The sequence below is a fragment of the Aquimarina algiphila genome (assembly GCF_007489275.1).
Classification (GTDB): domain Bacteria; phylum Bacteroidota; class Bacteroidia; order Flavobacteriales; family Flavobacteriaceae; genus Aquimarina; species Aquimarina algiphila.
Map to the genome: position 1 here is coordinate 14,170 of NZ_VLNR01000081.1, position 14,936 is coordinate 29,105.

The window sequence follows — 14,936 nt, forward strand, 5'->3', positions numbered from 1 at the left end:
ATTGTATCTAAGGACTAGTATTTTTGTTTGTGCAAGTACAACAAAACCTTATAATTGATTAGGTACATGACAGTTAAAACCTTAGAAAATGTACCATTCGAATCGATAATGAATTGCTTTCTGGCTTCGTTTAAAAATTATTTTGTCGAAATGCCAACTGATTTTCAGTATTATAAAAAAAGGTGGAAGAATGCCAAGGTTCGTTATGATTTGTCATATGGGATGTTCGATAATGATATCCTTATTGGATTTATTATTCATGGCATTGATGAACGAAATGGAGAAGTCATCGCTTTTAATACAGGAACAGGAGTACTTCCTGAATACAGAGGAAAAAGAATCGCAAAATCTATTTATAAGTATGCTATTGAAGATTTAAAACGGCAGCATATTACCAAATGTTCTTTGGAAGTAATACAAGATAATATTGTTGCTATTAAATCCTATGAAAGTATTGGTTTTCAAAAGTGTAAACATTATAAGTGCTTTAAGGGAGAGTTACAAAAGCAAGATATAGGTAATATTGATTTAAAAGAAATAACCTATGACCAAATGAATTGGGACAGTATACCCCATCAAGAATTCTATTCTTGGGATAATCATAAAAATTCAATCAAAAATGGAGATTATCGTTACATTCAAATTATAAAAGATAATATTCCAGAATCCTATTTTATTATTAACTCCTCTAACGGTTATTTGGCTCAGTTTGATGTTTTATGTGAAAATCAGTCGAGTTGGGATCGTTTATTTTCAGGAATTAAGGCTATTTCAAATACCGTAAAAATTAATAATGTAGATGACAGACTTGATAATAAACTAAAGTATTTAAATGCTATAGGTCTTAAAAACACAGTAGACCAATATGAAATGGAATTAAAAATATAATAATTATCCTCTGTCTATAAAATAACCAATGCACATATCAACCACAAAATCAATATAAATTCATGAAAAATTTTACTCTAGTAAGTATAGCAATTTTTTTTACGCTTTTTGTTTCCTGTAGCTCTGACGACGACGATGCAGGATCTCAAGACCTCATTATAGGAAAATGGACACTTTCTGAACGGGTTCAAAATGGATCAACAACTGAGTTGGATGATTGTTTCAAAACAAATACTGTCGTCTTTTTGGCAGACGGAACTTTAAAATCTACTTTTCATAGGATTGCAAATAATAGCTGTGAGTTCTCGCACGAAGCTGTTGGTACATGGAAAAACCTTGGAAACAATAAATATAGTATTACAGAAGGTGATGAAGAACCTTATTATTCATGTGAAATAAATGAAGCAGGTACCGTTTTTTCTATAGAAGATAGATTTGAGTTTCAGGGAGAACAAATAATACAAAAGGATATGTTGGTGAAGAACTAAAATAAGCTTTCAATAAAATTAATAATTCTTCATAATTTAAGACTAGTGAAAAACATACTTTTATTTATCATCTTATTGATCTCTATAAAGATGATATCGCAACCTACGATAAGTTTTACTTTTGACGATGGTATTACAGAAGATCGATGTGAATATTCTTTTAAAGATTGGAATGCGATGTTACTGGGTCATCTTGAAAAAGCAAATATCAAGACAATTTTCTTTGTAACAGGAAAGAATAAAATAGATGAAAACGGAAAATTTTTATTAAATAGCTGGAATGAAAAATGACATAGGATAGGAAACCATACATATACACATCCGTACTATAATAGTGAGAAGGTTAGTTTTAATGATTTTTCTCAAGAATTAATCAAAACTGATAAAGTGATTAATAGTTATAGCAACTATATCAGGCTATTTAGATTTCCATATTTAAAGGAAGGGAATACTCAAGGAAAAGTAGATAGTATTCGTCAATTTTTGAAAGAAAAAAAATATAAAAACGGGCATGTTACTATAGATGCTTCCGATTGGTATATTGATAGTCGATTAAGAAAGAGACTAAAAGAAAATTCTGATGCAAATATAGAAGGGTTCAAAAATTTTTATCTCCAGCATATTTTCGAAAGAGCCACGTTTTATGAAAACCTTTCTTATAAAATGACTGGTAGACATATTAATCATACATTACTATTGCATCATAATTTAACCGCAGCATTATTTCTAGATGATTTAATACAAATGTTTAAAGAAAAAGGATGGAATATAATCCCTGCAGAAGAAGCATATAAAGATCCAATTTTTAATAAAAGCCCAAATCATGCAGGTGAAAGTCTAATCTGGGCATTAGCAAAAGATTCTGGGGATTTTGAAGAAATTTTAAGATATCCAGCAGAAGATAGTAGATACGAAAAGAATAAAATGGACCACCTAGGGTTATAAATAATCGATATAGATTAGAGTTAATCATATTTTTCTGTAAAATTTAGTTTTAGAGCCTCAAAAAGAAGAGCTGGGATATGTTTTTTTCTTTTTCTATCTAGTAGTTTAAGAAACAAAGGATTACTAAACTTTTAATGCTAAAAAGTGTTCTGAAATGGACACTTTTTGTATTTGAAAAAGAATAGAGATCAAAATAGCTGAATGTGCTATCCTAACTTAACCTAAATTACGTAAATTTGCCCTTCTATTAAGAAAATAGTGATGATAGACAAGATTAAAGAATATATAGCAGAGGTAGATGCATTCAAAGCCAAAACCAAAGAAGATGTAGAGGCATTTAGAATTAAATTTTCTGGTAAAAAAGGACTAATTAATGAATTTTTTTCAGAATTCAGAAATGTAGCCAGCGATCAGAAAAGAGAATTTGGACAGGCAATTAATGCACTTAAGGTAGCTGCAGAAGGTAAGGTGAAATCTCTGAAAGATGAATTAGAATCTAATGAACAAGAAAAGGGGATTTATGGAGATCTTACACGACCAGCAGAGCCTATTAATGTTGGATCGCGTCATCCTATTTCTTTGGTGAAAAATCAAATTATTGATATTTTCTCCCGTATCGGATTTAATGTAAGTGAAGGACCAGAAATAGAAGATGACTGGCATAATTTTACAGCTTTAAATTTGCCAGAGTATCACCCTGCTCGTGATATGCAGGATACATTTTTTATTCAAACAGATCCAGATATTTTGCTAAGAACACATACTTCATCTGTTCAAGTACGATATATGGAAAATAATAAACCACCGATCAGAACAATCTCACCAGGAAGAGTATATCGTAATGAGGCAATTTCTGCAAGATCGCATTGTTTTTTCCATCAAGTAGAAGGATTGTATATTGATAAAGATGTATCGTTTGCAGACTTAAAGCAAACCTTACAGTATTTTACCACCGAGATGTTTGGTAAATCTAAGATCAGGTTACGACCATCCTATTTCCCATTTACCGAACCCAGTGCAGAGGTAGATGTATATTGGGGGTTAGAAACCGAAACCGATTATAAAATGACCAAAGGGACAGGTTGGTTAGAAATTATGGGTTGCGGAATGGTGGATCCTAATGTACTTAAGAATTGTGGTATTGATCCAGAAGAGTATAGCGGTTTTGCTTTTGGAATGGGAATTGATCGTATAGCATTATTGTTATATGGGATTTCAGATATTCGTATGCTTAGCGAAAATGATATTCGCTTCTTAGAACAGTTTAAATCTGCATTATAGTATAATCGGCTTTTAATCATGAAGGAAGACATAGAAATACCAGTTGTAACAGGTGTATATATAGCCGTGGTCAAAGAATGGGATGAAGAATTTTTGGCAAAAAGCTGGAATTCTTATATTATTAATGATTTGGATACTACTATAGAAATGGTATTAGTGGTTACCAAAGGATATGATGATAAACGAAAAACTTCTATGTTGAGACATGGCATAGGAACTATGGAAGCTAAATCTTCTGCCAAAATTGAAATGCTTCAGGAGGAACTTCTAGAAATGAATAATGAATTTTCGGTCACATTCTTTGTAGAGAGTAAGTTATATGATAAAAAATACGTTTTTAGAAAAAATACGATTAACGAAAATGCTTTTCGAGATCTTCCTGTAATGGATCAACGTGGGATTTTGGTAAAATAACTATTGATCGGTACGATCAATCTTTTGTATTGCAAATACGGCTTCTGAACCGTCAATAGTCTCATACAGATATAACGTTTTAAAACTATCTGCAATAGTAATAAGATCTTTACCAGAAACTTTTACATCATCTTTAAGTGTTAAGTCTGCTGCAAAGTAATTAGGAATTTTAGTTAGTTTTAGAGTTAAACTATCTATCGAAAATTGTGTTAATTCATATTCTAACTCTTCTCTTTCTCCCTTTTTAAAACCTTTTCTTTTTCCGTTAACGTCTTTTTTCGGAATCATTTCTATCATTTTTATATGATATAGATCGCCTACTTCAGGATTTTTAATGAGGTCAATGGTCTCTTCATTAAGTTTATCATTTTCTTTTCTTCTTTCGATAGATTCAATTCCTTTTTCTGCAGACCTGGTTATTTCCTGAGTGAGATTAAGTAACAATAACCCAACTAAAAAGAGAACAGGGGTAATAAGTATAAAAAAACCAGTATAAGCCCAATACGGAGTTTTTTTTCTGGCTGTAACCAGATTTAGTTGCGTGCGTAACTCAGCATCAGTACCTACTTCTTTATTTGTAAGACTATTTTTTACTTTCCAAAATTTGGTTATTGGAAACACCGGGATAAAGAATATAAAAAAGAAGTTTTGATATAGTTGAAACTTTAAGCCACTATATTTTTCATCCAGACCTAATTCTTTGTATGTGTATGTTTTTATTCGTATCGAATGTGTTCCGAAAAAAATAATCATAGTTAGTTTTTAATAGTGAGTAGTTTCGAAATTAAATGATGAACCAAAAAGTTAGAACATAGATACAAATTTAATTGATCATAAGTGTAATGAACTATAATTTATATCGACAAAAAACATTAAATATCGATAAAATGCACTTTTTAACGTTAATTATTTGTTAATCAGAAGTATTTTTCTGATTTTTGTATCTGTAATTGGAAATACAACATATGAACAAACGATTACCTACTTATGCTTTGCTAAGTGTTGTATTATTTTTTGGAATGTATTCCTGCGGAAGCAATGATGCAAATACTTCCAATGCAACTATAATAGGCACATGGCAATTACAGCAAGAATTCAGTAATGAAGGAGAGGACACGCCTTTTAAGGAATTTCCTCTTTCTCCTTGCGAAAAATTGACAACACTAGAGGTTCTAGTGACTCGCAAATTTGTCGAGAACAGCTATTATGAGGATTTTGGTACTGGTGGAGAGTGTATAAAACACACAGAAGAAACCAGAGGTGGATGGAAAGAAGAATCTGATGGAGGATATTATTTTTCCTATGAAAAAAAGAATTTATTATCATTTACAAAGTCTGATGCAATTCTTAAAGATGGTAACTTAGAGATTACTGTAGTATACAATGATCCCGATGTGGGAGATGATACTACCCTTAAGTTTATTTATTCGAGGATGCAATCCACAAACTAACCTAACTCCTGTAAAAAAAGAAAAGCCTGTGTCGTTAATACACAGGCTTTTTTTTATTTAATCTGCAAGCTGGACACGTATTAATGGGCTACTAATTAAACTGAATGCCACTTTAATATTCATGTGGAAAGTTGAAGCAAGGGAAGCAGTAAATTCTTTCAATTCTTTTATATCATTAGCATCATAAAATATTCCATCCAATAAAACCCCATATATCTTTTTAGTATTTGTTATACTTTCTAATGGGTTTTGATTTAAAATAACCAAATCTGCGGTTTTCCCGATGGCAATTGTACCATATTTACTTTCTAATCCGCAATATTTTGCTGGAGTTATTGTAGCAGTTTGTAAAGCCTCGAGGTTGGATAATCCACTTTTTGTTAAATCTTCAAGTTCTGTGTGTAAACTAAAACCAGCAAAAACATTAACATCTGTTACATCAGTCCCTGCCATAATTGGAACCCCTTGTTGATACGCCATCTTTACATGTTGTTGTGAAGCACGATAAAAATTTAGATTCTCATCTTGACTTTCTGGAGCTTTATTTTTTTTAGCTGCTTTTTTGATCCCCGGATCCCACCATAATTTTCGTTTTAGTGTAGGAACATATTTTACGTTTGGATCATCTGTAAATGTTGAAACATGAGCGAATGCATCAGATTTAAGAGTTTGTAATGTTGGAACCCAATGTGCATTCTTTTCTTTCATAAGGTTCATAAGTCGTATTGCTTTTTCTTTGTTAAAATCTGAAACCATTAAAGGCTTTGATTTTGTGTAAAAGGCTTTCCAGGTTTTCAAAGTTCTTAAACTATCCGCTCCAGGAAAACAATCATACATAAAAATGCGACCATGTTCAAAACTACGTTGTCCTAATTGTATTGCTTCTTCCAGGGATATATGTATAGGTTTATGTCCGGCAATATGCATTCCGTATTTTGGAGCTTCGAGAGCAAGTTTACGATAAGATTTAGGAGGGATTTGCATATACACCTTAATAAAGTCAGTATTTTCATTTTGATAAAACTCCAATAAAGGTTTAATATCTCGTTCTTCTTTTAGTTTGAAAAACTCTGGAAAATCACTGGGGACAGAAGATTCTCCATCCATTTGATAACTGCTTTGCAGTACATATCTAGGGGTAATTCGAGTGTGTTGTGCTAATTCTTTGTTCCACTGTAAACGTTCTTTGGTACCAGCCCAATAACTATCTTTTTTGTTAAGCTGTCCAGACATATCTCTGATACCAGTGACTCCATTAGCAATATAAAGTGGATGATGTAACCACACCGAATGTTGTGTAGAATGAGTATGCATATTCCATAATCCGGGGATGATATATTTATCTGTTCCGTCAATTATAAAGTATTGTTGCCTGGGGTGTATTATACTGTCAATCCTGGTAATGATATTCTTTTTGATAAGTATATCGTAATCAGGAATAACGGCTCCTGTTTTTACATCAATGATATTGATAGATTTGATTAGTATAACATTATGTTCTTGAGGGACTTTAAGTTTTGGTAAAGGCCATAATATGGCTACAATGATGATTGTAATTCCCAAAAAAATTACAATTAAAAGCCTTTTAAAAAAATAGAATATCCTTTTTTTCACAATCTCGATTTTCACTAATATTAATACCTAAAAAGCTAAGTAACGATTAATGATTTTGAAAACCTTTTTAAATGATGAAATCGTCTGACAGAATTATGATTTTGTCAGATTGTTGAGTTATGATTTTGATAAACGATCTCTTACATAATAAGTTCAAAATCGTATTTTTCTAATTCATGACCATTAATAATGATTGATAATCGATGCAACCCTATATGAAATTTTCGGGTGGTAATTACTTTAAAAGATTGTTTTCTATCGATTACTGTTGATGATTTTGCAGGATATATTTTTTCACTTATTTTAAAAACTTTTTTAGATAAGCTCCCATTTGCTTTTTGATAATATAAACCATATTCTAATCGTAATTTGGATGATGAATTACCAATATTATGAAGCTCAAATGTAAAATCTAGTGCGCTCCCTATTTTCACCTTTGGAGTATGAATCTTTAAATCTTCTATTTTGATATTATGAATGGCTCCATATCCAAATAGTTTCATTGTTTTTATATTTCCCTGTTTTAGTAAGGTTCTACAGGCATGTTTAACTAACCAATCGGTGTTTTTTGATTTACTATACCAGTTATATGCAAGGTTAATAACGATATCTGGATTATCTTTTGAAATGTCATTTAGATTATTGGCTACACTTCTTCGAACAGATTCGGACTCATCATTTTTCAAACGTTTTAAAATCGGAAGGATTGGAGTAGGGTCTTTTTTTAGAAATGGAAGTGCCATAGCCCAAGGTAATCGGGGTCTGCACCCTTCAGAGGATAATCTTCGTACCATAGGATGTTTGTGCTGAGACCATGTTGTCATTTGTTGTATTCCTTTATTCGGAAATGTTAAGATAAAAGGGCGAATAGCAAATTCACAGCTTGTAAACTGGGTGATTTTCTCAATTGCAGCAATAGAAATATCGTACTCATCAATACCATAATATTCTATAAAATCAGGAAAAAACATGTATTCTAAACTATTCTCTTTAACACCGTCTTTTTGAAGTTGATCAATAACCTGAATAATCGTAGTTACATTTTTAGAGTATTCGGGTGACAGATGATGTTGTAAAGCAATCACAATATGTCTCATGCGTTGTTTTAATTCTTTATGTTCCCATTCGGTATTGAAAATATGTTTAAAGAAAGAAGAGGTGTTAAAATTTGGAACTATTTTTTGAAGTGAATTTGTAAAGGTTTCAAAAAACTCGCGAGTGTAAATATTTTTAAGCAATTCTGCCATTATGATCCATTATTTGGTTTGATGTAAAAGTAAAATGGGATAATGACAACGGTATGTCAGCAATTCATAATATTTTAAAAATGTCTGGATTTATTATACCATTGTTGAGCATTTTTATAAAAAATATTTTCCTGTTCTGACATCGAGAAATTGTCTATTATGATATTGATGTCTTTTTGAGAGAATGGTATTTTTGCTCTTGTTGATGGTAAGTCAGTCCCAAACAATAATGCTTTAGGGTTGATATCATAAATCTGTCTCATGACAGGAATAGGGTTAAAATTAACTCGTCCAAACCCAGTTGCTTTTACCCGAACTCCTTTTTCTACCCATGCATATAGTTCTGGTAATCCCTCCTTGGATAAACCAAGATGATCAATAGAGAATTTTTGAATTTTTGATAGTAGAGGGTTTAATTCCTTAAGATTTTTAGCATCTACATAGAGTTCGGTATGCCATCCATAATCGTCAAAGAGCTTGTTTGACAATTGTGGCAATTTATCTATAGTTTCAGAACCACCTCTTTTAAGGTTAAATCGAACAGCAACAATATTCGAGTTTTGTAATCTCCTTAATTCTTCATCAGCAAGATTAAAAGGAATATTTGCAACACCTACATAGTTATTACCTACTTTCTGAAGTGCGTGTATGAGATATTCCTGATCAAAAGCTTGAAAAGAACCAGATACAATTGCACCACCAACACTATTAAATTCTTTAGTTTGTTGTTTGTAATTTTCGACAGTAAAAGCAGGAGGTAAATACCCATTATTTTCTACTAATGGAAAGTCTGGATTGATAATATGAAAATGAGCATCAAAAATCTTCATAACACTGTTAATTTTTGGCAGGTAATATTATAGAGAGTTCAGTATTAGGTTTTATACTTTCGTCAAAAATGATTTTTTCATTACATATAACTTTTAATCTTAATCTTTTAAGGTCTCGAGACAGCAGAATATCTGTTTTTTGTCCAAATAATGCAATGTCTTGTAGTTTAAGATGATCCCATGTCTTTGGCAAAGACGGGGTGATTTTTATTTTGTTGAAACTTAAAGGTTCTAATCCCAATAACCCTTCGGTAATAATCCTACAATACAAGGCACTTTCGGCAGAGAGATGCTTCATATTATTTTCAGGATATGCTTCTACAACGTAAGGCACATGGTCACCTAATAGGCGTTTTTCTGAAAAACTCCTTAATTTTTTAAAGCCTCTATCGGTCTCACCCACTTTCATGACTCCTTGTAAGGCATATAATGTAGCTCTATCCCAGAAAGTAGTAGAGTCAGTATTAGTCTCATGCTTAAATTCTACCAAAACACCATTTTCTGTCCATAACTTACCTAATAGAGCATCTATAGTTCCTTTTTTTCGAGAGGTAATCCCCATACTTAAAGGAAGGCATATCCAATGTCGTAGATGTTTGTTTTCATCAAAATATTTATAGGTCTCAAGACCTTCTAATGTAGCACCAAAATAGTCGTTGATGACATTTTTCATTGCCGACAAACGAGCTTTATAGGTTTTTGCTAAATCTTTCATGTTTTGCTCTTCAGCTAGACGAATACCATATTTTAATCCTCCATAATACAATGTAGAGGTGGATAAATTTGCAGTACCAGTTGCTATTCGTCCTTCCATTTCATCAGACTCTGATAGCACTGCACCAGATGCATTTCTATGGTTATGGCAGTATTCTAAACTCCAGGAAATTAAAGGCCATAATTCGCTGGCTGTTTTTTGATTACCAGAAGCCAATGCATAATGCGATGCTCCATAGGCAATCATTGCAGCATCACCACGATCAAGATGATCCATCTTAAAATTTCCATCAACTTCAAAAGCATATGCAATTGCAGTAGTATCTGCGGGTATATTTTTCTGAAAATGAATATAAGTATTATAGGCCGCTATATTTCCTGTTTGATATCCTAAGTAAGGAAAAAAAGGGCCACTATATTCTACTTGGTCATTGGCCCAAATACCAACATAATAATTTCCACCTCCCGGAGAATGTACAAGTCCCATAGAGGAGTTAAATATGCTTTCTGAAGCTCGTATTTTTGAAAAATAGAAAAGCGTATTAATTGTTTTGTCAGGAGTTTCTAAGACAAGATTGTTTTGCATTGTAGACAGAAAATCTTTTCTCTGTTGCTCTGCTTTTCTAAAATCAAAATTTATGGTTTTTTCTTTATTTAGAGTAGCTCCATAATACACAGGGAAACTATAAGATGTGCCAGGAGATAAGTTAAGTTGTTCTGAAGCATCACTAAACATCTCAAAAGTATACTCACCTTTATAACCGACTTCACTTTGTTTTAATTTACAATTCGAAATAGATAATTCTTTGATGACCTGACTAACATTTTTTATTTCCCATCGTTCTACAATATACCTGTCTTCCATAGATGGGTATATCGTCTTTATAATTTGTAAGTCTTCTACTGGGGTGTGATAAAAAGTAAGCATGCCACCAATTTCAACAGAATCTACTGTAGATGGGACTATAATTTTGTTTTTATAGGCAATAGAAGGAGCGATTTGATCTGAGATGCTTTTTCTGAAATACGCTCTATATTTCTTCCAGTCAGGTTCATTTGACTTATTATATGTTCTAAGTTGAGGGAAGATAACATCTTTTGTAATAGATAATTTTTTGTTTTCGTCAATTTTGTAGTAGATAATGGAAGCTACATTTTTGCCTGCCATTTCTATATTTTCCTTATGGGGAAGCCTTTTTTCTTTAGTTATATCCCAAACAATACTTTTTCTATTCGTGATTTCCCAATATGGAGAGGTAGGTTCTGTATGCTTTTGTTGTGCTAAGGCATTACATGAAACAATAATAAGAGCAAATAAAATTAGTTTGTGCAGGATCATTTGTTATGCATTGATTAGAATCATCAATTTAAATTGATCATGCTCAAAAATAAAAGGAACATTCCTGTTTATTTACAATTTAATGTTAAAACCTTTCTCGATTTATTTCCCATTTTTTAGAACAAGAGGTATAGAAATATCAAATTTCTATACCTCTCTTGATAACTTATTTCGCTAGTAATATATCTTTAAGAGTAGTATTTAAAGAAATATATTCAATAAAGGTATCAGTGTCAAAATCAAGTTTTCCCTTGTTATCTCTTTTGGCCTTTTTGTTTTCAATAGAAAGATAACATTTGTTTTGATCAGATGTATATAATGTAAATACACTATGATCTTGTTCTATATTAGAAGAGGGTGCTAATTCATTAAAGGCACTCTGATCTCCTTTTTCCAGATCTGCAATCATTTTAGAGGTTTCGGGGATATGATTAAAAGCAGGTAAAACACTTTCTTTAAACCAGTTATTATTGGTTTCGCAAAAGGGCTCTCCGGCTTTAGGAAATGATGTTAATGTACTAATACCAATTACTGCTAATAATTCGATGATCCAAATGATCGTTAAAAAAACTCCACTTACAGTTGCATTACGAATTCCCCAGACTCCAACTTCATTAATCTCTCCAATTAAACTAAATAAAACATCAGGTTGTGTTACTAGAGTGAAAACTTGTAAAATTTTTATATTACTTACAGTAATACCTATTCGTGATGTCCCATAGCTTTCACCAGAGTTGATAACCAGATCAGTCCAAACCGACCAGTGAAAATACATTGCAATAAGTCCGCCTAATATTCCTAGGATAACTGCAAGCATTGTATTTCTAACTTTTCCTTTTCCGATAACAAAAACATTGATTAGGTACCCGATAGCAAAACCAAATGCTCCTGTGATAAGAAAGTTAATATAAAAGAATGGGATGTACCATATACAGTATGCATATACAAGCCCAAGAATTGGGAATGCTGTACATGATAGTAGTATAAAGTAAAGTAATGAGGTTGCAGAAAATTTTCCTGATGGTTTGTAATAATTATCCATTTTTTAAATTGTTTTGACTTTAATGTTTATATGAATAGAGATAATGATGATAAATGTAGTTTTAAAAAGAATAGTAATATTACCCTGATTTTAGTGAAATCATTATCATAGTTTTCAGTGTTATAAAAGTAAGTGTCGTAACATATTAAAATGTTACCATGCCATTTATAAATCTCTGTTGATTTCATGTTTTTTTCGTCCTATGAACTTAATCTTGCAAGTCTGGTAGCAAGTTTTGAATGATCAAAGAACAATAAAATAGAAAGAAGTAACATTAATTTTGTGCATGACACTAAATATTAAAAATAGTTTTTTTTATTTAAAGAGCCTGATTTACAACTTTCAATGGGTTCTTTAAAGTAAAAACTAAGGATGTTCATATACTGAGATTTGATGAAAAGGAGCACGGACTATTTTCCATTCTTGGATAAAAGTTATCATCTTCTGATTTCCAAAACATATAAGAATGATAAAAAGAGATAACGCAAGATTTATTTAGACTTTAGTATATTCTTTAGGTAAATAACCAGAGATAGATTTAAAAACACGGGTAAAATGACTTTGGTCAGAAAAACCACATATATATGCAATTTCTGTAAGAGAATGCTGTTTAGATTTTAATAAATCAAGTGAACGGTCTATTTTTATTTTACGGGAGTATTAGCCTAGAGTACATTGAAAATACGTTCTAAAATTCTTCGAAATTGTAGTTGGATGGACATTAACGTTATCACTTAATTCTTTTAAAGAAATATTTTCATTCCATCTATCATTTAGAATATCTCTTATAGATAGCATCCATTTTGGAAATAATAAGTCATCTTTTGAGTTAAGGGAGTTTTCTAGAAAAGTTAATAATAACATTTCTATTGAGCTATAGGATTGTAGATCATTAATTTCGGCTTCATTGAGTAATTTGATAAAAGTAAAACGAGCATCATGGTTTTTTGTCACTGCTAACTCGATAGACTCTTCTGTATGCTCATATTTTGTTAAAAAAGTATCATCTATTTCCAGGCTTATGTGTTTCGAAGGGAATTTAGTATAGATATTCTTGTGAAGTTCATGAGCATGGTAATAATTTATTGCTCCTTCTAATCTTTCGATCTCTTTACCTTTGCGATATTCTTTATTACCCCCGTAGAGCACAAAACTAATGACTGGCTTTTCATGAGAATGCCAAACTCCGGTTTCTACCGGGGCTTCATATTTTGTTGTACCCACTAGAAAATCATTAAAATCATAGGTTTGATAGTTAGGAGCTAAATAATGACCTCTTTTTAAAATCATAACATGTTTTATTTATTGTGTTTTGCTTTTTAGATCAGCTAAAAAACTAATCACCAATGTTTTAAAATATAAAAATAGCTTTATTTTATTTGACGCCAGATTTATTGAACCGATACAATTTATGGAGATGCTATTTTGATCGAATATTTTTTTACTTTTAAATAAACAATACTGATATTTAACTCTTGATTGTTATATTATAGAAAAAAATGGAAGAACCCCCTCTGATTAGGAAATCAATATATAAACCTTATCGGTATGACAATACGATTAATAGTCATGCAGAAAATTTAGAAATGGTATTCTTTATGATGATACCACTTTTAATTTGTTCGGTAATAATGCATTTAAGCATTACCGCTTGGTTCTTACCAATTTTTGGGATATCTATAATAGTAGTAATATTCTTGTTTAAGTTGTATAACAATCTATATCATCGGTATTATCGAATTATAAAAAGAACAGAACAGAAAGGTCAAAATGAAGAAGCTGTATATTATATTGTTCAATCCTATATTTCATACAAAAAACCAGAAAGAATAGTCCTTGATAAGAACATAAAATGGACAGATGTAGAGTCGTTTTATTCTTCTAATGGAGAAGATCCTTCTGAGAGAAGAAAAGCTGAACTTTTTTTTGACCAAAAAACAATTAAAAATAAAGTAGATGACCTTGTAATCTCTCGGGTTAAAAAATCGATTTATAAACCTGGATTCCGACAGAAATTTTTAGAAAAAAATAATCTACATATTAAAGAAATAATAGTTCCAGGTATATTGCTTGGGATATTATCATTCTTTCTTTTTTTTAAAGGATTACTTTTCTTGACGAGCTTTCCTTTAGCCCCTTTACAAACCTTTAGTATTTTAGGAATCGTTATATTAAGTATTATAGTAGTATGTGTACTTTATATTAGAAAAAACCATCGCTATCTTAGATTGGTCGAAAGAAAAGAGAGTCAAGGACGGTATAAAAAAACATCATACTATATGCAATCGTTTATTTCCAGAAAAGGATTAGAAAAAATAGAAGATGATAAAAATATAAAATGGAAATATTACAAACACAACGAATTTAGACGAGATCTTTCCAGAGAAAATGCAGAGTATTATTTTAATGGGGAAACCACAGAAAAAAAAGTTATTGATGAGATTTTATGATTCTTCAAAGATAATTGATCTTCAGAAAAACCTATCTTCGGAAATAATAGCCTCGGTTAGTATAGAAAAATAGAATGAAAGAAACACAACGGATTGGAAAGTCAATTGGAAATTCTTGCCAAACTGACCCACCTATTCCTATTATATTGACCCAGTAAATCCTATTTAAACTGACCCACCTATTCTTGTTTAAATTGACCCACCCCCAAAAGTGTGTGTATTAAATAACTTGT

Annotated in this window: 14 protein-coding genes and 1 pseudogene; 7 read left to right on the top strand and 8 right to left on the bottom strand. The window is 31.4% G+C overall.

Annotated elements, in window-relative coordinates; all coding sequences use genetic code 11:
- The first annotated feature begins 66 nt into the window (after positions 1–66).
- The 5 genes and pseudogenes from FOF46_RS26285 to FOF46_RS26310 all read left to right on the top strand — a co-directional run bounded on the left by FOF46_RS26285 (position 67) and on the right by FOF46_RS26310 (position 4,016).
- A complete protein-coding gene (locus tag FOF46_RS26285; protein ID WP_109436098.1) occupies positions 67–888 on the top strand; it encodes a GNAT family N-acetyltransferase in 822 nt (273 codons plus the stop codon).
- Between the two features lie 62 nt (positions 889–950).
- Positions 951–1,376 (top strand): lipocalin-like domain-containing protein, encoded by a 426-nt coding sequence (locus FOF46_RS26290; RefSeq protein ID WP_143918518.1) that lies wholly within the window; start codon positions 951–953, stop codon positions 1,374–1,376.
- A gap of 90 nt (positions 1,377–1,466) precedes the next feature.
- A pseudogene (locus FOF46_RS26300) lies at positions 1,467–2,321 on the top strand (polysaccharide deacetylase family protein).
- A gap of 261 nt (positions 2,322–2,582) precedes the next feature.
- Complete coding sequence (gene pheS, locus FOF46_RS26305) at positions 2,583–3,602, top strand: phenylalanine--tRNA ligase subunit alpha (RefSeq protein WP_109436095.1); 1,020 nt, start codon at positions 2,583–2,585, stop codon at positions 3,600–3,602.
- A gap of 18 nt (positions 3,603–3,620) precedes the next feature.
- Complete coding sequence (locus FOF46_RS26310) at positions 3,621–4,016, top strand: hypothetical protein (RefSeq protein ID WP_143918521.1); 396 nt, start codon at positions 3,621–3,623, stop codon at positions 4,014–4,016.
- On the opposite strand, the gene FOF46_RS26315 is transcribed toward FOF46_RS26310, so the two are convergent.
- A complete protein-coding gene (locus FOF46_RS26315; protein ID WP_143918522.1) occupies positions 4,017–4,769 on the bottom strand; it encodes a hypothetical protein in 753 nt (250 codons plus the stop codon).
- 212 nt (positions 4,770–4,981) lie between these two features.
- On the opposite strand from FOF46_RS26315, the gene FOF46_RS26320 reads away from it, so the two are divergent.
- Complete coding sequence (locus tag FOF46_RS26320; protein ID WP_143918523.1) at positions 4,982–5,467, top strand: hypothetical protein; 486 nt, start codon at positions 4,982–4,984, stop codon at positions 5,465–5,467.
- A gap of 57 nt (positions 5,468–5,524) precedes the next feature.
- Here the strand turns inward: FOF46_RS26320 and FOF46_RS26325 are convergent, their stop codons facing one another.
- From FOF46_RS26325 to FOF46_RS26355, 7 genes are all read right to left on the bottom strand, one after another.
- Positions 5,525–7,030: an amidohydrolase family protein gene (locus tag FOF46_RS26325; protein ID WP_143918524.1), complete on the bottom strand. Its 1,506-nt coding sequence runs from the start codon at positions 7,028–7,030 to the stop codon at positions 5,525–5,527.
- Positions 7,031–7,221: 191 nt separating this feature from the next.
- Entirely contained in the window at positions 7,222–8,328 is a 1,107-nt protein-coding gene (locus FOF46_RS26330) for a DNA alkylation repair protein (protein WP_143918525.1), read from the bottom strand.
- A 74-nt stretch (positions 8,329–8,402) separates the two neighbouring features.
- Positions 8,403–9,158, bottom strand: coding sequence for an amidohydrolase family protein (locus tag FOF46_RS26335; RefSeq protein WP_143918526.1), 756 nt, complete (start codon positions 9,156–9,158; stop codon positions 8,403–8,405).
- Between the two features lie 7 nt (positions 9,159–9,165).
- A complete protein-coding gene (locus tag FOF46_RS26340) occupies positions 9,166–11,211 on the bottom strand; it encodes a six-hairpin glycosidase-like protein (protein WP_143918527.1) in 2,046 nt (681 codons plus the stop codon).
- Positions 11,212–11,377: 166 nt separating this feature from the next.
- Positions 11,378–12,253 (bottom strand): hypothetical protein, encoded by an 876-nt coding sequence (locus FOF46_RS26345; RefSeq protein WP_244299775.1) that lies wholly within the window; start codon positions 12,251–12,253, stop codon positions 11,378–11,380.
- Between the two features lie 495 nt (positions 12,254–12,748).
- Positions 12,749–12,901, bottom strand: a complete 153-nt coding sequence (locus FOF46_RS33140) for a helix-turn-helix domain-containing protein (protein ID WP_407933708.1) — start codon at positions 12,899–12,901, stop codon at positions 12,749–12,751.
- 12 nt (positions 12,902–12,913) lie between these two features.
- Positions 12,914–13,543, bottom strand: coding sequence for a hypothetical protein (locus FOF46_RS26355; protein ID WP_143918528.1), 630 nt, complete (start codon positions 13,541–13,543; stop codon positions 12,914–12,916).
- Between the two features lie 209 nt (positions 13,544–13,752).
- On the opposite strand from FOF46_RS26355, the gene FOF46_RS26360 reads away from it, so the two are divergent.
- On the top strand, positions 13,753–14,703 hold the full coding sequence (locus tag FOF46_RS26360; RefSeq protein WP_143918529.1) for a hypothetical protein: 951 nt from the start codon (positions 13,753–13,755) through the stop codon (positions 14,701–14,703).
- Positions 14,704–14,936: the final 233 nt, after the last annotated feature.